This is a genomic window from Streptomyces sp. 135 (assembly GCF_020026305.1).
Lineage (GTDB): Bacteria > Actinomycetota > Actinomycetes > Streptomycetales > Streptomycetaceae > Streptomyces.
The window spans coordinates 308,964-327,697 of record NZ_CP075691.1; the positions used below are offsets into that span (position 1 = coordinate 308,964).

At 72.3% G+C, this 18,734-nt stretch carries 14 protein-coding genes; 9 read left to right on the forward strand and 5 right to left on the reverse strand.

Translation table 11 applies throughout. From position 1 onward, the window contains the following. Window positions 1-44: 44 nt before the first annotated feature. The 5 genes from KKZ08_RS01415 to KKZ08_RS01435 are packed head-to-tail and all read left to right on the forward strand — an operon-like array spanning window position 45 to window position 4,546. Window positions 45-1,850 (forward strand): ATP-binding protein, encoded by a 1,806-nt coding sequence (locus KKZ08_RS01415; RefSeq protein ID WP_223772664.1) that lies wholly within the window; start codon window positions 45-47, stop codon window positions 1,848-1,850. Window positions 1,851-1,907: 57 nt separating this feature from the next. Beyond that, window positions 1,908-2,327: a roadblock/LC7 domain-containing protein gene (locus tag KKZ08_RS01420; protein ID WP_205038597.1), complete on the forward strand. Its 420-nt coding sequence runs from the start codon at window positions 1,908-1,910 to the stop codon at window positions 2,325-2,327. Continuing rightward, window positions 2,324-2,686, forward strand: a complete 363-nt coding sequence (locus tag KKZ08_RS01425) for a DUF742 domain-containing protein (RefSeq protein WP_127912619.1) — start codon at window positions 2,324-2,326, stop codon at window positions 2,684-2,686. The genes KKZ08_RS01420 and KKZ08_RS01425 overlap by 4 nt, the downstream gene beginning before the upstream one ends. Next, window positions 2,667-3,281, forward strand: a complete 615-nt coding sequence (locus KKZ08_RS01430; RefSeq protein WP_223772665.1) for an ATP/GTP-binding protein — start codon at window positions 2,667-2,669, stop codon at window positions 3,279-3,281. Before KKZ08_RS01425 ends, KKZ08_RS01430 begins: the two co-directional genes overlap by 20 nt. Beyond that, window positions 3,278-4,546, forward strand: coding sequence for a cytochrome P450 (locus KKZ08_RS01435; RefSeq protein WP_223772666.1), 1,269 nt, complete (start codon window positions 3,278-3,280; stop codon window positions 4,544-4,546). The genes KKZ08_RS01430 and KKZ08_RS01435 overlap by 4 nt, the downstream gene beginning before the upstream one ends. A 48-nt stretch (window positions 4,547-4,594) precedes the next feature. Here KKZ08_RS01435 and KKZ08_RS01440 read toward each other — a convergent pair whose 3' ends face one another. After that, a complete protein-coding gene (locus tag KKZ08_RS01440) occupies window positions 4,595-5,821 on the reverse strand; it encodes a cytochrome P450 (protein WP_223772667.1) in 1,227 nt (408 codons plus the stop codon). 191 nt (window positions 5,822-6,012) lie between these two features. Here KKZ08_RS01440 and KKZ08_RS01445 point away from each other — a divergent pair, with 191 nt between their 5' ends. Both KKZ08_RS01445 and KKZ08_RS01450 read left to right on the forward strand, forming a co-directional pair. Then, window positions 6,013-6,606, forward strand: a complete 594-nt coding sequence (locus KKZ08_RS01445; protein ID WP_223772668.1) for a TetR/AcrR family transcriptional regulator — start codon at window positions 6,013-6,015, stop codon at window positions 6,604-6,606. After that, the gene (locus KKZ08_RS01450; RefSeq protein WP_223772669.1) at window positions 6,603-7,451 is read left to right on the forward strand and encodes an alpha/beta hydrolase; all 849 of its coding nucleotides are present in this window, start codon (window positions 6,603-6,605) and stop codon (window positions 7,449-7,451) included. The genes KKZ08_RS01445 and KKZ08_RS01450 overlap by 4 nt, the downstream gene beginning before the upstream one ends. 8 nt (window positions 7,452-7,459) lie before the next feature. On the opposite strand, the gene KKZ08_RS01455 is transcribed toward KKZ08_RS01450, so the two are convergent. Beyond that, window positions 7,460-8,236, reverse strand: a complete 777-nt coding sequence (locus KKZ08_RS01455) for an alpha/beta fold hydrolase (RefSeq protein ID WP_223772670.1) — start codon at window positions 8,234-8,236, stop codon at window positions 7,460-7,462. Further along, window positions 8,233-9,246 (reverse strand): LLM class flavin-dependent oxidoreductase, encoded by a 1,014-nt coding sequence (locus KKZ08_RS01460; protein ID WP_223772671.1) that lies wholly within the window; start codon window positions 9,244-9,246, stop codon window positions 8,233-8,235. The genes KKZ08_RS01455 and KKZ08_RS01460 overlap by 4 nt, the downstream gene beginning before the upstream one ends. Before the next feature lie 402 nt (window positions 9,247-9,648). On the opposite strand from KKZ08_RS01460, the gene KKZ08_RS01465 reads away from it, so the two are divergent. Continuing rightward, window positions 9,649-10,518 carry an AfsR/SARP family transcriptional regulator gene (locus KKZ08_RS01465; RefSeq protein ID WP_223772672.1) on the forward strand — a complete coding sequence of 290 codons (870 nt, stop codon included), beginning with the start codon at window positions 9,649-9,651 and terminating at the stop codon, window positions 10,516-10,518. Window positions 10,519-10,945: 427 nt separating this feature from the next. Then, a complete protein-coding gene (locus tag KKZ08_RS01470; RefSeq protein WP_223772673.1) occupies window positions 10,946-12,418 on the forward strand; it encodes an NAD(P)/FAD-dependent oxidoreductase in 1,473 nt (490 codons plus the stop codon). A gap of 95 nt (window positions 12,419-12,513) precedes the next feature. Here KKZ08_RS01470 and KKZ08_RS01475 read toward each other — a convergent pair whose 3' ends face one another. Together KKZ08_RS01475 and KKZ08_RS01480 are read right to left on the reverse strand one after the other, a co-directional pair. Continuing rightward, window positions 12,514-14,154: a long-chain-fatty-acid--CoA ligase gene (locus tag KKZ08_RS01475; protein ID WP_223772674.1), complete on the reverse strand. Its 1,641-nt coding sequence runs from the start codon at window positions 14,152-14,154 to the stop codon at window positions 12,514-12,516. Continuing rightward, window positions 14,154-18,728, reverse strand: a complete 4,575-nt coding sequence (locus tag KKZ08_RS01480) for a type I polyketide synthase (protein ID WP_223772675.1) — start codon at window positions 18,726-18,728, stop codon at window positions 14,154-14,156. The genes KKZ08_RS01475 and KKZ08_RS01480 overlap by 1 nt, the downstream gene beginning before the upstream one ends. Window positions 18,729-18,734: the final 6 nt, after the last annotated feature.

Sequence of the window (18,734 nt, forward strand, 5' to 3'; positions counted from 1 at the left end):
CCAGCCCACGCCGAATAGCGAAGGCGCGGCGCCCCGCGTGGACCGTGCCCCTGGTCGTGCTGGCCGTGACCGGTGGGGCCGGTGCCGTCGCGGGCTCCGCGGCGCCCGCCGAGGCCCGTGGCTGGACCGTGGCCTCGATCCTGGCCGGCTGGCTGTGCCTGGCAGTCTGTCTGCTCGTCAGCTCCTCGGCCGTCCGGCGGATCCGGCAGACGGCCGACGCCGAGCACGCCGACACCGAGGCCCTCAAGGCACAACTGGGGCGCCAGGGCGCCGAGTCCGCGCATCTGGTGAACGTCACCCTCCCGATGCTCGTGAAGCAGCTTCGTGACGGTGCGGGCGCGACCGAGGCTCTGGCGCACACGGCTCCGCCGTCGGATGCCCAACTGCGCCAGCTCACCCACGTGTTCGCGTCCGTGGTGGAGGAGTCGGTGCGGCAGGCCGATGCCGTGCGGTCGCAGCGGGACCAGGCGCAGAGGCAGCTGTCCCAGGCCACCGAGGAGTTCGAGGAACTCACCGCGGTCACGCTGCCCGCCGCGATCGCGCAGCTGCGCGAGGGAGCCTCCGCCGACACCGTCCTGGCCGGCCTCCAGTGGCCGCGAAACCCCCTGCTGCGCGTGCCCGCCGAATCGTTCGTCCGCGAACTCGCCCACAGCGAGCGCCGTGCCGCCGCCGCGCAGGCCGCCTCCGCCAAGGCGCTGAGTCGCGTACAGGCCAAGTCCGTGAGCATGCTCGCCGATCTGCGGGACATGCAGGAGCGCCACGGCGTCGAGGTCTTCGGCGACCTGCTGCGGCTGGACCACAGCACGTCCCAACTGGGGCTCATGACCGACCGGTTGGCGCTGCTGATGGGCGGCCGGTCCAGTCGCGCGTGGAACAAGCCGATCGTCATGGAGAGCATCCTGCGCGGCGCCGTCGGCCGGATCTCCGCCTACCAGCGGGTGCGGCTGCACTGCTCCACGACCGTGGCGGTCGCCGGATTCGCCGCCGAGAGCGTCATGCACCTGCTCGCCGAACTCATGGACAACGCGGCGAACTTCTCCCCGCCCATCGACGAGGTGCACGTCTATGTGGAGGAGCGCAGCGCCGGGATCGTCGTGACCATCGAGGACAGCGGTCTGAAGATGGCCGACGCGGCGATGCGCCGGGCGGAGGAGGCCGTCTCCGGGAAGGTGACGGACCTGGCCTCGCTCCAGGGCACCCGCCTCGGTCTCGCCGTGGTCGGCCGCCTCGCCGCCAAGTACGGCATGAGCGTCAACTTCCGCCCGTCCTCACGCGGCGGTACGGGTGTGGTGGTCCTGCTGCCCCCGCAGCTCCTCGCCCAGCAGCGCGACCCCGCTCCGCAGCAGCCCGCGGGCCGGGTCCCCGGCCCGACGCCCGCGCCGCTCCCCGCCGAGCCCGCCCCGGCGGCCGAGGAGATCCCGTGTACCCGCAGGCCCCGCCGCCCCGAGTTGCCGCAGGCCGACGCGGCAGCGCCTCCCGTGCGGCCCGCCGCCGCCCAGCCGCCCGCAGCCGCCGCAGGCTTGCCGCCACGCCGAACAGGCTACCCGTACGCGCCCCGGCCGCACCATGGCCGAGGCGGACCTCGAACGCAGCGCAGGGCGGCTTCCGACGCGGCCGCGGCGCCGGAGAGCGGCGAGGCCGGGCAGCAGCCCCGTGACGCGGCTCCCGCTTCGGCGCCTTCCACCGCGCGCGGCGTGCCGGTGGCGGAGCGCCGGGCTTCCCGACGGCGCCCGAACCCCCGGCCGAGCCCGGCTCCCCCACCGGGCCCGGTCCTTCGCCCGCCGAGTAGAGCCAAGCCCCCGCACGGCGCCCGGGTCCGGCGCCGCCTCTTCCCCCGCTCAAGATCGTAAGATTGGAGGCACGGGCCGGTGCCCGGGCATGCCCGCCACACCGCGCCCCCACCTACCATGCAGACCACCGACAACAGCCTGACCTGGCTCCTGCAGAACCTCCTCAAGCGCACTCCCGGCACGCGGCACGCCCTGGTGCTCTCCCGGGACGGCCTGAAGCTGTGCTGGAGCGATCACCTGACGCTCGACCAGGCCGACCAGCTCTCGGCCATCTGCTCCGGCATCCAGGCCCTGGCCCAGGGCGCGTCCGCGGAGTTCGGCGACGGAACCGGTGGCGTCCGGCACTCCATGACCGAGTTCCACGGGGGGCTGCTCTTCATCGTCGAGGCGGGTCTCGGCGCGCACCTGGCGGTCGTGGCGGACGAGAACGCCGACCCGGGAGTGGTGGGCCACCAGATGACCGAGCTCGTCGAGCAGATCGGGGAGCACCTGCGCGCCGAGCCGCGCGCCCAGGACACGGACAGCGGGGCCTCGTGACGCCGCGCAGGCCCGTGGACACCGGTGATCCGGACCGGCTCTACACGGTCACCGGTGGCCGCAGTCGTGCCGACGACGACTCCTTCGACCTGGTCACGCTGGTGGTGAGCGAGTGCGAGCCCACCGCCGGGATGCAGTCGGAGCATGTACGGATCCTCGAACTGTGCCGGCACCCGTCGGCCGTGGTCGAGATCGCCGCGGAGCTCAAGCTGCCGATCACCGTGGTGCGGATTCTCCTCGGTGACCTGCTCGCGATGGGCCGGATCACCGCTCGTCACCCCCGCGCGGCCGACTCGGTCGCCTCGATGCCCGATTCCGCCCTTCTCAAGGAGGTGCTCCATGGACTCCGCAATCTCTGAGCTGCCCTCCCGTACCCCTCTCTCCGACACGGCCGAGACCGGCTTGAAGATCGTCGTCGTAGGCGGGTTCGGGGTGGGCAAGACCACGCTGGTCCGCTCCGTCAGCGAGATCCGTCCGCTGAACACCGAGGAAGTGATGACGCAGGCCGGCGTCGGCGTCGACGAGACGTCCGAGGTGGCGGGCAAGACCACGACGACGGTGGCCTTCGACTTCGGCCGGATCAGCCTCAACGAGCGGGTGGTCCTCTACCTGTTCGGCGCTCCGGGCCAGGAACGGTTCTGGTTCCTGTGGGACCGGCTCTTCTCGGGCACGCTCGGCGCGGTCGTCCTGGTCGACACGCGGCGGATGGACGATTCCTGGTACGCGATCGACCGTCTCGAACACCACAAGACGCCGTTCCTGGTGGCGGTCAACCGGTTCGACGACGATCCCTTCACGCACTCGCTGGAGGAGATCCGCCAGGCTCTCGCGCTGCCGGACCATGTGCCGCTGATCGACTGTGACGCGCGGGTGAGGTCGTCGGGCAAGGACGTCCTGATCACCCTCGTGGACCACCTCTACGAACTGGCCATGGCCCAGGAGATGACACCGTGACCGAGCCGACCGGATCCTCTTTCGAGCAGAGCGCCCCGCCGCCGGGGTGCCCCGCTCACGCGGGCGCCGTACGCCTGGGCGGACTGGAGTACCAGCAGACGCCCGCGCAGTTGTACCGCACCCTGCGCCGTGAGCACGGCGCGGTGGCGCCGGTGCTGCTGGACGGGGACGTGCCCGCGTGGCTGGTGCTCGGCTACTCCGAGGTCAGCTATGTGACCAGCCATGACGAGCTGTTCGCCCGTGACTCGCGGCGCTGGAGCCAGTGGGAGAACATCCCCGCCGACTGGCCGCTGATGCCGTTCGTCGGCTATCAGCCGTCGGTGCTTTTCACCGAGGGCGAGGAGCACCGGCGGCGGGCCGGGGTGATCACGGAGGCGCTGGAGGGGGTCGATCAGTTCGAGCTGGCCCGGGACAGCGGGCGGATCGCCGACCGGCTGATCGGGGAGTTCGCCGGCAGTGGCCAGGCGGAGCTGATGAGCGCGTACGCGCATGCCCTGCCGATGCGGGCCGCGGTGCAGATGTGCGGCATGCCGGAGACGGGCACCGATACGCAGCAACTCGTGGATGACCTGCGGATCTCGCTCGACGCGGCGGAGGGCGACGACCCCGTGGCGGCGTACATGCGGGTGGGTGAGCGCATCCAGCGGCTGGTCAAGGAGAAGCGGGAGAGGCCCGGCGCGGACGTCACCTCGCGGATGCTGCTGCATCCGGCGGGCCTCACCGACGAGGAGATCGTCCAGGACCTGATCTCCGTCATCGCGGCGGCCCAGCAGCCGACGGCCAACTGGATCTGCAACACGCTGCGGCTGATGCTGACCGACGACCGGTTCGCCCTGAACGTGTCCGGCGGGCGGCTGAGTGTCGGCGAGGCCCTGAACGAAGTGCTGTGGCTCGACACGCCGACCCAGAACTTCATCGGCCGCTGGGCGGTGCGCGACACGCAGCTCGGTGGGCGGCAGATCCGGGCGGGCGACTGCCTGGTGCTCGGTCTCGCCGCCGCCAACACGGACCCGCAGATCTGGCCCGAGTCACACGTCGGCCCGGAGAACTCCGCGCACCTCTCCTTCAGCCACGGCGAGCACCGCTGTCCCTATCCGGCGCCGCTGCTTGCCGATGTCATCGCCCGGACCGCGGTCGAGACGCTGCTGGAGCGGCTGCCCGATCTGGTGCTCGCGGTGGAGCCGGAGGAGCTGCGGTGGCGCCCGTCCATCTGGATGCGCGGTCTGACGTCGCTGCCGGTGCGGTTCACGCCTGTGACGCACTGAGTCCGGGTGGGGCGCCGCCTGTGGAGGTGGTCGGCGCCCCGCCCGGGGTCAGGTGGCTGCGGGGGTGAACCGCACCGGCAGGGACTGCGGGCCCCGCGTGAACACCCCCTGCTCCTCCGGGTCGAAGCCGTCGGCAAGCCGAACATCCGGCATCGCGTCGAGGAGTTGGCCTACGCCGACCTCGACCTCGGCCTTGGCCAGCAGGGCGCCCACGCAGAAGTGCCGGCCGAGCGCGAAGGCGAGATGGTCGGCGGCGGCGGAGAATGCCGTCGTGGTGGTGAGGTCGTCCCGGAAGATGTTGAAGCGGTCCGGGTCCGCGTAGCGCCGCTCGTCACGGTTGGCCGAGCCGATCAGGCACGTGACGGTGGCCCCGGCGGGGACGGTGCCACCGGACAGCTCCACGTCGGCCGCCGACTGCCGCATGATCATGTGGACGGGCGGCGTGTACCGCAGGGTCTCGGCGAACGCGCGGGCGATCAGCGTGCGGTCCCGCCGGACGGCTTCGAGCTGTTCGGGGTGGCGCAGGAGGTTGGCGAAGATGCTGGCGATCGCCTTGTCGGTGGTCTCGCCGCCGGCGGCGAGCAGCAGACTGCAGAAGGCCTTGATGTCCTCGTCGCTCATGCGGACGCCGTCGACCTCGGCGGCGCACAGTGTGGACAGCAGGTCGTCCCCGAGGCGGTCACGGCGCTCCCGGATGATCGGGATCATGTACTCCGCGAACTCCGCCCGGGTCCGTTCGCCGGCCGCCGCGACCTCGGGATCGCCCGCCAGGTTGCCGAGGAAGGCGATGACGGTGGTGTACCAGCGGTGGAACCGCGCATGGTCGGCCTTGTCGAGGCCGAGCATGTCCGCGATGACGTTGACGGGGAAGCGGGTGGCGTACCCCTCGACGAGGTCCACGGTGCCGGTGTGCCGGAAGGTGTCGATGAGTTCGCGGGAGTTGCGCTCGATGACGGGCAGGAACTTCTCCTGCAGATCGCTGCCGCGGAAGGCGGGCGCGACGAGGGCACGGCGCACGGCGTGTTCCCGGCCGCTGAGCTGGAGGATCGTCTTGCCGTGGACGGGCTCGATCTGCCAGTCGTAGTTGTCGGTGGTGAATTGCGAGCCCTTGTCCTTGAACACGCGCTCGACGTCCTCGTACCGCGAGATGATCCAGCTCTGGGTCGCCTCGTGCCAGAGGAGCGGCGCGCTCTCCCGCATCTCGCGGTAGGCGGGGTACGGGTCCCGGGCGAACTCGGGCGAGAGGATGTCGGGGACCTGCTGCGCGGCGGACATAGAGCTCCTTGGTCGATACAGGCAACGCGCACCAGGCTATTGATCACCGCGAGGGCCAACCAGCCTTGTCCTGGCCGACTGTTGAGCACTGCACTAACGTTGGCCGAAAATCGCCCCTTTCCTGGGCTACCGGTTTGCCGTCCCTAGGAGCCCTAGGTTATTCCTAGGAGCCCTAGGAAAGTGGTGGGCACATGGTGCGGGCCGGGTTGACGGCGGAGCGGGTGACGATCGCGGGCGCCGAACTGGCGGACGAGGTCGGCCTCGAGCGACTGAGCATGTCCCAGGTGGCGCGAAGGCTGGGCGTGAAGGACGCGAGTCTCTACACGCACGTCCGCGGCCTGGAGGATCTGCGCGGGCGGATCGCGCTGCTGGCCGCGGACGAGAAAACCCTGCGCATCGCGGAGGCGACCGCCGGGCGCGCGGGCAAGGACGCGCTGGTCGCGTACGCGAACGCCTGGCGGGAGTACGCCCATCGGCACCCGGGGCGCTACGCGGCGACGCAGGCCGCGATCCGGATCGACCCCGAACTGGCCGCGGCGGCACCCGGCCCGCGACGTGCGGTGGAGCTGACCTACGGCATGTTGCGCGGCTACGGACTGTCCGAGCCGGACCTGACCGACGCGGTCCGGTTGCTGCGCAGCACGTTCCACGGGTTCGTCGCCCTGGAAGCCGCCGGCGGGTTCGCCCACCAGCGCGCGCCGCAGCGCTCGTGGGACCGCGCCCTCGACGCGCTGCACACCCTCCTGGAGCACTGGCCCACGTCCCGAGACGGAGACTCCTCATGACCGCCCCTGTCGCCGACAGCCTGCGCGTGAACGGCGCGACCCTGCACTACGAAGTACGGGGCAGCGGCCCGCTGCTGCTGCTGATCCCCGGAGGAACGGGCGGCGCGGCCGCCTTCGACGGCGTCGTGGACCACCTGGCCGCCACGCACACGGTGGTGACGTACGACCCGCGCGGCATGGCCCGCAGCACGTTGGACGACCCGGCGGCCGAGCAACATGTGGCCCAGCACGCCGACGACGCCCTGCGCCTCCTGGACCTGCTGTCACCCGATGCCCCCGCGAGGGTGTTCGGCACCAGCTCCGGCGCGATCGTGGCCCTGCATCTGCTCTCTACCCGGCCCGAGCGCGTCGAACGCGTCGTGGCGCACGAGCCGCCGGTGGTGGAGGTCCTGCCGGACGTCGCCGCGCATCGGGCGTGGCTCGCGCGTGTGCGGGAGACGTTCCGTACGCAGGGGCTCGTGCCGGCGATGAGCGTGTTCGCCGCGGGGCTGAAGGAGGACGGCGAGGCCACCGCGGCGGAAGCCGAGCTCCGGCTTCCGCCGCGGGCGGCGGCGCGCGCCGAGCAGACGATGGCCGGCCTGCCGTACTTCGTCGGGCGCATCGTGCCGAGCTTCATGGCGTACGCCCCGGACGTCCACCGGCTGAGCTCCCTCACGGACCGGCTCGCGCTCGCCCGTGGCCGGGACTCGGCGGGTGAACTGCCGTGCCGCGCGGCCGCCTTCCTCGCCGGACGTCTCGGCGTCCCGCTCCAGCACTTCCCGGGCGGGCACGTCGGACTGACCACGCACCCCGTCGAGTACGGCGAGGTCCTCGAAGCGAGCTTCCGTACGCCGATCCGGGCTTGAGGGGGCGCTCAGCTGCGCGCGGCGAGTCGGCGCAGGTGGCGGTTGAGGCTGTGCTGGACCGCAGCGGCGTGCTCGAAGAGGTAGAAGTGGCCGCCGGGGAACTGGGCCGTGCCGAGGAAGTCCGCGGAGTGGTCCTCCCAGGTGGCCATGCCGGGGGGCGGCGCGATCGGGTCGGCGGCGCCGCAGTACGCGGCGACCGGGCAGGGCGCCGGTTCGCCGTCCTCGCGCAGACTCCCGGCGGTCAGGAAGTCGCCGCGCAGCGCGGGCATGATCGAGGCCAGGGTGGCCGGGTCGAGTGACGTGCCCTCCGACATCAGGCCGAGCTGCGCCACGCGGGCGAGGAGTTCGTCGTCCGACATGCCGGAGACCTGGGCCAGTTCGGCGGCCGGTGCCAGCCCGGGGGCCCAGGCGGAGACGGCGAGGAGCGCGGGCGCCGGCAGGCCGTTCCACGCGGCGGCCACGGACAGCCGGTAGGCGAGCAGCCCTCCGAAGCTGTGGCCGAAGAGCACGTAGGGCCGCCCGTCGAGTTCGGCCTCGAACGCCTCCAGGAGCGCGTCCAGCAGCGGTTCCACGTCGGTGAACGGCTCCTCGCCCAGCCGCTCCTGACGCCCGGGCAGCTGGAGCGTGCGCACCTCCATGGTGGAGGGCAGGGTGGCGGCCCAGGCCTGGTAGGCGGGGGCCGTGCCGCCGGCGTGCGGCAACAGGAACACCTGGTGGTCGGCGTTCGGGTCCGCCCCGGCGGTGGTGAACCAGCGGGCCCGTCGGGTGCTGCCGGTGGTCGTCATGCGCTCTCCTGATCCGTCTGGCGGGCCTTGGACACGAGTACGTCCGCGATCTCCCGCAGGTGTGTCTCCGGTCGCAGTGATCCGATGCGGAGCACGATGTGGCGGGCGCCCGCGCGCACATAGTCGGCGAGGCGTTGCGCGCAGTACTCGCTCGGCCCCCAGGCGCAGGCCTGGGTCGCCGACATCTCCCCCAGGCCGCGGCCGTAGCAGTGCTCCAGGTAGTCGTCCAGCTCGACCCTGGCCCGTCGCTCGTCCGGGCCGACCGTGACCGTCAGGCACAGGGCCGGGGTCACCGCCCCGGCCTGGCGTCCGGCACGCCGGCACAGGTCCTCAAGGCGGCGCCGGGCACGGCCGTAGGCCTCGGCCGAGGCGAGGAACGGCAGCCAGCCGTCGTAGAGGCGGGCCGTCCGTTCGAGCACCGGGGCGGTGGCGTCGGCGGCGAGCCACAACGGCGGTCCGTCGGGCGCCGCGGGGCGGACCAGCCGGTCCAGGCCCGCCGCCTGCCAGTGCCGGCCCGCGAAGCGGTTCGGCGCGCCGGGCCGGGTACTGCTCCAGGCCGTCCGCCACAGTGCCGTGGTCTCGTCCAACTGGTGGGCCCGGTCGGCGGGGTCGGCCCGGTCGGCCGCCGGGGCGCCCACGGCGGCCAGTTCCTCGTCGCTCTCCGGCCCCGGGAAACCGGATCCCACTCCGAGGACGAGCCGGCCGGAGCTCACGTGGTCCAGGCTGCTGACCATGCTCGCGGCGACGAGCGGGTGGCGCAGCGCCGGGGTGAGGGTGGCGGTGCCGAGGAGCAGCCGCCGGGTCACCGTGCCCACGGCGGACAGCACCACGAGGGGGTCGAGCCGGGGGCGCGCGGTGAGCGAGTCGCCCGTCCACAAGGAGTCGAAGCCGAGCCGCTCGGCCCGTCGCGCGAAGTCCAGCAGGGCCGAGACGCTGTACTCGCCGAGGATCGCCTGCTCCCGGGTCGGTAACAGGACGCCCACGCGGAGCGGCTGACGGGCAGCCCCCATCGCACACCTTCTCTCTCGGGTTTCTCAGGTTCTCGGGCTTCTCGGGTTCTCGGGCTTCTCGGGTTCTCGGGTTTCCAGGGGTTCTGCGATGCAAGCACTCGCACCTGACAGGTTCCTGATCGTCCGATGAAAGAAGGGTGGCAGCCCGCCGGGTTATTGAAAAACAGTTGATACGGCAACCGAACCAGCCATGACTGGAACCGAATGACCCGTGCGCAGAGATAGGAAACGCGCACATCTGCCGTCCGATATGCACCCATCCACCCCGACATCACCGCCAGGAATTCAGCTTTGCCACCAGGAACACGCACTGGCGTGGAAACGACGCCCGCCGCCCATGGGCACTTGCGGCCGAGAAGGATGCCGTAGTCAATTAAAGGAACCGCGCCAGCAGGAGGAAAAATGATCGCCTATTCACAGTTCGAGGATGCGCGCCGGAAGAACGGCCGGCGGCAGCCGTCCGAGCCCGAGGCACCGGCCGCTTCCGGGACCGGTCCCGTCTTCGCGTTCCTGGGCCCCCTGGAAGTGCGCGCGGGCGGCCGCGCCCACACCGTCGGCGGGAACCGGCAGCGCACCCTGCTGGCGGCGCTGCTCGTGACCCCCGGCCGCCCGCTCTCCGCCGAGCAGCTCTACGACGAACTGTGGGGGGAGAACCCGCCGCCCACCTTCGAGAACTCGCTCCAGGCGCACGTGTACCGGTTACGCCGGACCTTGCAGCAGGCGGCGGGCCCGGACGCGCCGGCGCCCGAGCTGCTCACACGCTCGTCGGGTTACGTCCTGCACCTGGGCGGCGCCGAGACCGATGCGGCGGCCTTCCGCCGGCTGACCGCCCGGGCCCGCACCTGCACGCGGGACAGTCCCGCCCAGGCGCGCCGGCTGCTCGACGAGGCGCTGGCCCTGTGGCGCGGCGCGCCCTTCCAGGACGTCGCCCGGGGGCCGATGTCGCAGAGCGTGGCGCTGGCGCTGGAGGAGGAGCAGCTGTCCGCCGTCGAGGACAAGCTCTGGCTGGAGATACAGCTGGCGGACCCGGTGAACACCATCAGCGAGCTGAAACGCATGCGCACCATCCACCCCTGGCGAGAGCGCCTCACCGAGATGCTCATGCTGGCCCTGTACCGGACCGGGCGGCAGGCGGAGGCGGTGGAGACGTACAACAGCACGCGGCACAGGCTCTCGAATGAGCTGGGCGTGGAGCCCTCGCTGAGGCTGCGCGAGCGGCTGCGGGAGATCCTCAACCAGGCCCCTTCGCTGGACGCGGCCGTGCCGGCGTAGAGACGGCGAGGAGCCGCGCCGCACCGACGAGGCTGCGGCGGTACGCCCGGAAACCACCGGGGGCGTACCGCCGCAGCCTCTTCCTATGCCGTGCCAGCTTCCTTTACCGTGTCAGCCGCGCGTCAGCGCACCGCGTCAGAATATTCCGAGGACAAACTCCCACGCAGGAAGTCGGACCCGAGAACAAAGGCAGAGCGAGAAGGGGCTTTTTCTCGCTGTCTTTTCTCCAGCAAACGCACTGAAGGCGTTTATTGCTGTCCGCCCTGCGTGTTATCCCTCTCTCACTCCCTGGTCGACATCTGTGTCGTATTCCTCTCCGCACGACCTCAGCCGTCCATCAGCGGCTCTTCAGCCGTCGATCAGCACCTCTGGCCAGGGTGGGGCGACAACAGCAGAAGAGGCAACTGTGAGGGAAAGGCGAACGACTATGGACGAGGACTTTGAGGTCGTCATCATCGGCGCCGGGATGTCGGGCCTCGGCATGGCCGCCCGTCTCAAGGAGGCAGGGCGGAACGCGTTCACGGTGCTGGAGAAGGCCGGCTCGATCGGCGGGACCTGGCGCGACAACACGTACCCGGGCGCGGCCTGCGACGTGCAGTCCCACCTGTACTGGTACTCCTTCGGCGAGCAGCCCGACTGGAGCCGCACCTACGCCGGGCAGCCGGAGATCCTGCGCAACCTCGAACGGTTCGCCAGGAGCCACCGGTTGGACGAGCACATCCGCTTCGGCGTGGAGGTCACCCAGGCCACGTGGTCGGACGAGGCGGGCCGCTGGCTGCTGGGCACCTCGCGCGGTGAGCGGCTGCGGGCCCGCGTGCTGATCACGGCGTGGGGGCAGCTCGACCGGCCGGCGTGGGCGCGGGTCGAGGGCGCGGACCGCTTCGCCGGGACACAGGTGCACACGGCACGCTGGCCCCACGACCTGGAGGTGACGGGCAAGCGGGTCGCCTGTATCGGCAGCGCGGCCAGCGCCGTCCAGTTGGTGCCCGCCATCGCGGAGGCCGCCGAGCGCCTCACGGTGTTCCAGCGGTCCGCCAACTACCTGCTCCCGCGCCAGGACCGGGCGCTGGCGGACGACGAGCGTGCCGCGCTGCTCGCCGAACCGCACCGCTACGCCGCTCTGCGCGAGGAGATGTACCGTGAGCGCGACGGCTGGGCCGCCGGCCTGCGCGACGACGGCAATCCGGTGCGGGACGAGTTCCAGCGGGTGGCGGGCGAGCACCTGGCCGCGCAGGTCGCCGACGACGGGCTCCGCGATCGGCTCGCCCCCGACTACGCGTTCGGCTGCAAGCGGGTGCTGATCAGCGACGACTATTACCCGGCGCTGTCCCGCGACAACGTCGAGCTGGTGACGGAGCCCATCGCCGGGATCGAACCGGAGGGCATCCGGACCACGGACGGACGGCGGCACGACGTCGACGTGATCGTGCACGCCACCGGCTTCCAGCCGCTCGACCGCACCGGCGGCGTGGAGATCGTCGGGCGGAACCTGCTGACACTGCGCGAGGCGTGGAAGGAGGGGCCCGAGGCGTATCTCGGCGTGGCGGTCAGCGGCTTCCCCAACATGTTCATGCTCTACGGCCCGAACACCAACCTGGGCCATCACTCGATCCTGTTCATGGTGGAGTGCCAGATCGACTACGTGCTCCAGGCGCTCGGAGCCCTGGACGGCGGCGGGGACCGCACCCTGGACGTCGCCGCGCAGGTGCAGCGGCGCTACAACGAGGAGCTCCAGCGGGACCTGGCGGGCACGGCCTTCGCCGCCGGCTGCGGGAGCTGGTACACGACGAGCGAGGGCCGCGTGGTCAACAACTGGCCCTCCAGCATCGAGAGTTACCGGGAGCGCACCGCGGTCTTCGCTCCGCGGGACTACGAGGGCCACGAGGCCTACGAGGGATAAGTCCCCTGCGGCCGCGGAGGCCGCGCATGGCGGTGGCCCGTCCCCTCGGCGAGGGGCGGGCCACCGCCATGCGCGCCATGTCCTACGTGAGCCGGTCAGCCCTCCGCGGCGGCGAGTTCGTCGCGCACCGCCCGCCGCAGGACCTTGCCGCTGGGGTTGCGGGGCAGCGCCTCGGCGAAGTCGTACGACGTGGGCATCTTGAAGTCCGCGAGGCGGCCGCGCAGGAACAGCAGCAGGTCCCTGGCCCCGGCCTGCTGCCCCGCCGCCAGGACCACCCGGGCGTGCACGGACTCCCCCCACCGCTCGTGCGGCAGGCCCACCACGGCAGCACCGGCCACGGCGGGGTGCCGTGCGAGGGCGTCCTCGATCTCGGCCGGGTAGACGTTGTCCCCCGCCACGATGATCATGTCGTTGACCCTGTCACGGACGTGGACGTACCCGTCCTCGTCGAGGTAGCCGGCGTCCCCCATGTGCACCCAGCCGTCGACCACGGTGCGCTCGGTGGCCTCGGGCAGCCGCCAGTAGCCGAGCATCCGGGCGGGGGTGCGCACGCAGATCTCCCCGACCGCTCCGGTCGGCAGTTCGTTGCCCTCGGGGTCCTCGACGCGCACCTCGATGCCCGGGTACGGCCGGCCGGCGGCACGCAGCAGGGGGCTGCCGGGGACGTGGTCGGCGGGCGGCAGGCAGACGGCGAAGTTGCCGGTCTCGCTGCTGCCGTAGATCTGGAGGAAGTCGCAGTCCAGGACGGCGATCGCCCGGCTCAGCAGCTCCTCGCCGATCGGGGAGCCGCCGTAGACCACCTTGCGCAGGGAGGTGAGGGCGCCCCGGGCCGCGGCCGGTTCGGCGAGCATCAGTTCCAGCATGGCGGGGGCCACGATGGCGGTGGTGACCCGCTCCTCCTCGACGACCCGTACCGCGTCGGAGCTGATGAAGGCGGGCAGGGAGACCACCGTGGCACCGGCGTTGAACGCCTGCATGCCATACGAGAGGCCGCCGATGTGGAAGCCGGGCAGCCCGATCAGGCTGCGGTCGCCGGGCCGCCAGTCGAGCCAGTCGAGGCCGTGGTCCTCCATCGCCTCGGCGACGTTGAAGAAGCTGCGGTGGGCGAGGACGACGCCCTTGGGCAGACCGCTGGTGCCGCTGGTGTAGATCTGCACGACGGGGCTGTTCGTGTCGTCGTCCGCCCCGCTTCCGGTCGCCTCCGGGGCGGCCCCGGCGGACAGCGCGTCCTTGCGGGCGGCCAGGGACTCGGCGTCGGCGGCGTCGGCGTCCAGGCACAGCACGGTCCGCAAGGTGGACAGCCCCTTGCGCACCTCGGCGGCCACGGGCAGGTGTTCCTCGTCCACCAGGAGCATCTCCGTGGTGGAGTCGCGCAGGATGTGGTCCACCTCCTGCGCGGTCAGGCGCCAGTTGACGGGGACGAGGACCGCGCCCGTCCGGGCGCAGGCGAAGGCCAGCTCCCAGTACTCCACTGCCTCTTTGCCGAGGTAGCCCACGCGGGAGCCGGGCCCGACGCCGGACGCGCGCAGCACCCGGGCCGTGCGCTCGCTCTCCCGGTCCAGCTCCCGGTAGGTGAGCGTCCGGCCGGAGCAGACGACGGCGGGCTGGTCCGGCCGGAGTGCGGCCTGCCGTGCGATCACTTCCTGAAGGGTCCGCGATCGCGGTGACGTGGTCATCGGGCTTCCGCCGTTGGTCATCGGGATTCTGTCGTTGGTCGTCCGGGTTCCGTCGGTCATCAGGGTGCTCCCGTTCCTGCCTCGCGCGCCGGTGCCTCGGCCCCGGACAGCAGCTGTTCGATGTATTCGGTGAGGAGGTCCACGCTGGGCCGGTCGAAGGTGACGGAGGCGGGCAGCGTGACCCTGAAGGCGGCCTCCAGCGAACTGCGGATCTCGACCGCGTTGAGCGAGTCCATGCCGAGGGCGGCCAGCTCGGCGTCGGGTTCGAGGTCGTCGGCCGACTCGAAGCGCAGGACGTCCGCGAGCCGGGTGCGTACGATCGCGTTGATCCCGGCCGAGCGGGTGGCTCCGGAGGTGTCGGTCAGCGCGCCGATGTCGGTCCGTGCCCCGTCCGTGGCGGCGCCGGAGACCAGCCCCGCGAAGAGCGCGCTCGGCGCCCTGCGGGCCACGAAGCGGTTCCAGTCGCAGTGGCCCATGAGGATGTGGGTGCGCCCGGCGTCCAGGAGTCGGGGCAGTGCGCCGGTGGCCTCGTCCTCGTCCAGGAGCGTGATGCCCTGGCCCTCCCAGCTGCGGATCAGGGAGGGGCTGAGCTGCCGTCCTGGCTCCCGGGGCGCCCAGGGCCCCCAGTTGACGGCGGTGGCGGGCAGGCCCGCGCCGGCGCGCTGTGCCATCAGGTGGTCGAGGAAGGCGTTGCCCGCTCCGGCGCCGGTCTGGGTGGCGGCGCCGAGCAGGGCGCCGGCCGTGGAGCAGCCGAGGAAGAAGTCGAGCTCGGGCAGGTGGGCGGTCGCCTCGTGCAGCAGCCAGGCGCCGTAGACCTTCGTACGGAAGACGGCGTCCAGGCTCTCCCAGGTCTGTTCGGCGAGCGGCAGGTCCCGCGCGGCCTCCTGCGCGGCGTGGATCACGCCGCCCACCGGGGGCGCGGTGTCGGCGAGTTCGGCCAGGACGCGGGTCACGTCCCGCTCGGAGCCGAGGTCGCAGGCGTGGACACTCGCCGTGACGCCGTCCCCGAGGGCGGGGGCCGGACCACCGGTGCGGCTCAGCAGCGCCAGGTGGCGGGCGCCCAGGGCGACGAGGCGGCGCGCGAGGGCCCGGCCGACCATGCCGGTGGCGCCTGCCACCACGTAGGTGCGGTCGGGGCGGACGGTGAGGGGCCGGGAGTCCGCGGGCACGGGGTCGGCCGTGCGCAGTCGGCGTACCCAGCGCTCGCCGTCGCGGTGGACGATCTCCGGTTCGCTCTCCCCGGCGGACAGCCACTCCCCCACCAACCCGGCGGCGCCGTCGGTGCCGCTGTCGGTGCCGGGTTGCAGGTCCACGAGGGTCGCCCGGTATCCCGGGTACTCCATGGCGAGGGCCCGGCCGAAGCCCCACAGGGTGGCGGCTGGTGCCGGTTCGGTGCCCTTGTCTCCGGGCAGGTGCTGCGCGCCCTCGCTCACCAGCCACAGCCGCTGGCCACGGCCGAAGCCCTTGCGGGCCAGGGTGTCCAGCACGGCGAGCAACTCCCGGTAGTTGGCCTCGCATTCGGCGCGCAGCCGGGCCGCACCGCTTTCCGTGCCCCGCTCGGCCGTGCCGGTACGCCACAGCCAGCACACGTCGGTGGGCGGCTCGCCGTCCAGCGCGTCGGCCAGGGCTGCCGGGTCGGCGGCGACGGCGAGCGCGACACCTTCGGAGGCGGCCGCCTCGGCGAGCCCGCGCGGCAGCCGTGCCGTGTCCCCCACGACGAGTACGCGCCGCCCTTCGCTCCGGGTGCCGGGCAGGGCCTGGGAGATCCAGTGCTGCTCGTAGAACAGGCCGCCGCTCGCGCCCCGTTCGCCCTCGGGGGTCCGCTCCGCCTGCCAGGCGGCCTCGGCGGCCCGGCGCTGCGGGGTGGGCAGCCAGTACCGCTTGCCGTCGAAGGTGTACGTCGGCAGGGGGATCCGGCGCTGCGGCGCGCCCTCGTGGTAGCCGGCCCAGGAGACCGGTACGCCCGCCTCGTACGCCTTGGCCAGGGACCGGCGGATCATGTCGCCGTCGTGGTCGTCGCGGAAGGTGCTGCTCAGCCAGACGTGGTCGGCCTCACCGGCCGACGTCCTGGCCAGCGCGGTGAGGGCGGCCGAGGGTCCGAGCTCGACGAAGACGTGACGCCCGCGCTGGTCGACCGCCTGCACACCGGCCTCGAACCGCACCGGTTCGAGCAGATGCCGGATCCAGTACTCCGGGTCCGCCATCTGCCGTCCGCGCGCCACGCGTCCGGTCACATTGGATACGACGGCCATGGTCGGGGTGCGGAACTCGACGGTGTCGAGCACCTCACGGAACTCGTCGACGATCTCGGTCATCAGCGGCGAGTGGTAGGGCACCGCGCCCCGCAGCGGGGTGACCTTGACGCCGCGTTCGGTCAGGCGGCGGCCCGCGTCGGCCAGCGACGCGTCGCCGCCGGTGAGCAGGCACTGGCCGGGGCCGTTGACGGCGCCGATCGACAGGTCGGGGTAACGCTCGATGAGCGGGGCGACTTCGGTGGCCGGTGCGCCGACCGCCGCCATGCCGCCCTTGTCGCGCAGCGCCTCGCTCAGCCGTCCGCGGGCGGCCACCAGCCGGGCCCCGTCTTCGAGCGAGAAGAGACCGGCCACCGCGGCCGCGGCGAACTCGCCCAGGCTGTGGCCCATCAGCACGGAGGGGCGCACGCCCCAGGACAGCCACAGCCGGGCCATCGCGTATTCAAGGCTGAACAGCGCGGGCTGGAGGTACCGGGGCTCGTGGACGCGCTCGGGCGCCTCGCACTCGCCGCGGACCAGCTCGCCGAGGGGCACGCCGAGCAGCGGGGTCAGGATGCCGTCGCACTCGTCGAGGGCGGCGCGGAAGACCGGGTACTGGCGGTGGAGCGCGGCGCCCATGCCGGGGTACTGCGTGCCCGTGCCGGAGAAGAGGAACGCCACCTTCGGGACGCTCGCCGAGCCGCCGCCGCGGGTGGTGCCCGCCGCCAGCGAGGCGGCGCGCCTGCCCAGCGCCCGGACCGCGTCGTCCCGGTCGCCCACCACCTCGGCGATCCGGTGACGGAAGTGCGCGCGCCCGGTGTTGGAGGTCCGGCACAGATCGGTGAGCGGGGTGTCGGGGTGCCGGTCCAGGTGGTCGAGGTAGCGCTCGGCGAGCCGCCGCAGCGAGGTGCGGCTCTTGGCGGACAGGGTGAGTACGGCGCTGGGGCGCCCGTCGGCATCTGCCGCGCCGTCGTCCGCGCCGGTCTCGGCCGGCGCCTCCTCGAGGACGACGGAGGCGATCGTGCCCGTCACCCCGAAGCCGTTCACCATGGCGCGGCCGGTGCCCGTGCCGGGCCAGGGGCGGCACTCCGTCGGGACGGTGACGGGCGCGTCGTCCCAGGCGATGCGCCGGGAGGGGGTGACGAGGTTCAGGTGCGGGAAGACCGTACGCTCCCGCAGTTGGAGCGCCGCCTTGATGATCGAGCCGACACCGGCCGCGCCCTCCATGTGGCCGATGTTCGTCTTCAGCGACCCCACCACCACGGGCCGGGCGCTGGTGTGCGAAAGGGCGAACACGTCGCTGATCGCGTCCATCTCGGTGGGGTCGCCGAGCGCGGTGCCGGTGCCGTGCGCCTCGACGTACTGGATGTCGCCGGGTTCGAGGCGGCAGCGGGCCAGGGCGGAGCGCATCACCTGTTCCTGGGCGGCGCCGTTGGGGGCCACGAGGCCCGCGCTCTCGCCGTCCTGGCCGACCGCGGAGCCGCGGATCAGGGCGTGGACGGTGTCGCCGTCGCGCCGTGCGTCGGACAGCCGCTTGAGGACGAGTACGCCGCAGCCCTCGGCGCGGGCGTAGCCGTCGGCCCGCTCGTCGAAGGTCTTGCACTGCCCGTCGGCGGAGAGCACGCCGCCCAGGGACAGGATGGTGTGGTTGTGCGCGTTGTGGATGACGTTGACGCCCCCGCTGAGCGCGACCCCGCACTCGCCGCCGCGCAGGGCCTGCACGGCCAGGTGGGTGGCGGTCAGCGACGAGGAGCAGGTGGTGTCGACGGTCATGCACGGTCCGCGCAGCCCGAGGAAGTACGACAGGCGGCCCGAGACCGCGCTGTGGGTGAGTCCGGGCGCGAGGTAGCCGTCGACGTCGGCGGGGGCGAGGTCGGTGGACTCGAAGATGTAGTCGAGTGTGGTGACGCCCATGAACACGCCGGTGTCGCCGTGCCGCAGCGAGGTGGGATCGATGCCCGCGTGCTCCAGCGCCTCCCAGGCCGTCTGGAGGGCCAGCCGCTGCTGCGGGTCGATGTAGGGGGCCTCTTTGGGCGAGACCGAGAAGAAGGCGGCGTCGAAGCGGTCGACGTCGCGCAGGAAGCCGCCGCGCGGCCAGTCGCCGCCGTCCTCTCCGCCGCCTCCGCCACCTCCGGAGTTTTCCTCCTCCAGGGCAGACCCGTCCGGGGCCATCTGGCGACGCTCACCGGCCGGCAGGGGCCCGATGCCCGAGCGTCCCTCGCGCAGGAATTGCGCGAACGTGTCGGCGTCATTGTTCCCGCCCGGAATACGCAGCCCCATGCCGACGATGGCTATGGGTTCGTATTTCTCGCGTTCGAGTGCGGCGAGCGCTTCCTCCTTCCGTCGCAGATCGGCGAGTACGGCAGCCAGCTCGGCCGCCGTCGGGTTCAATGCGTCCGACATTTATTC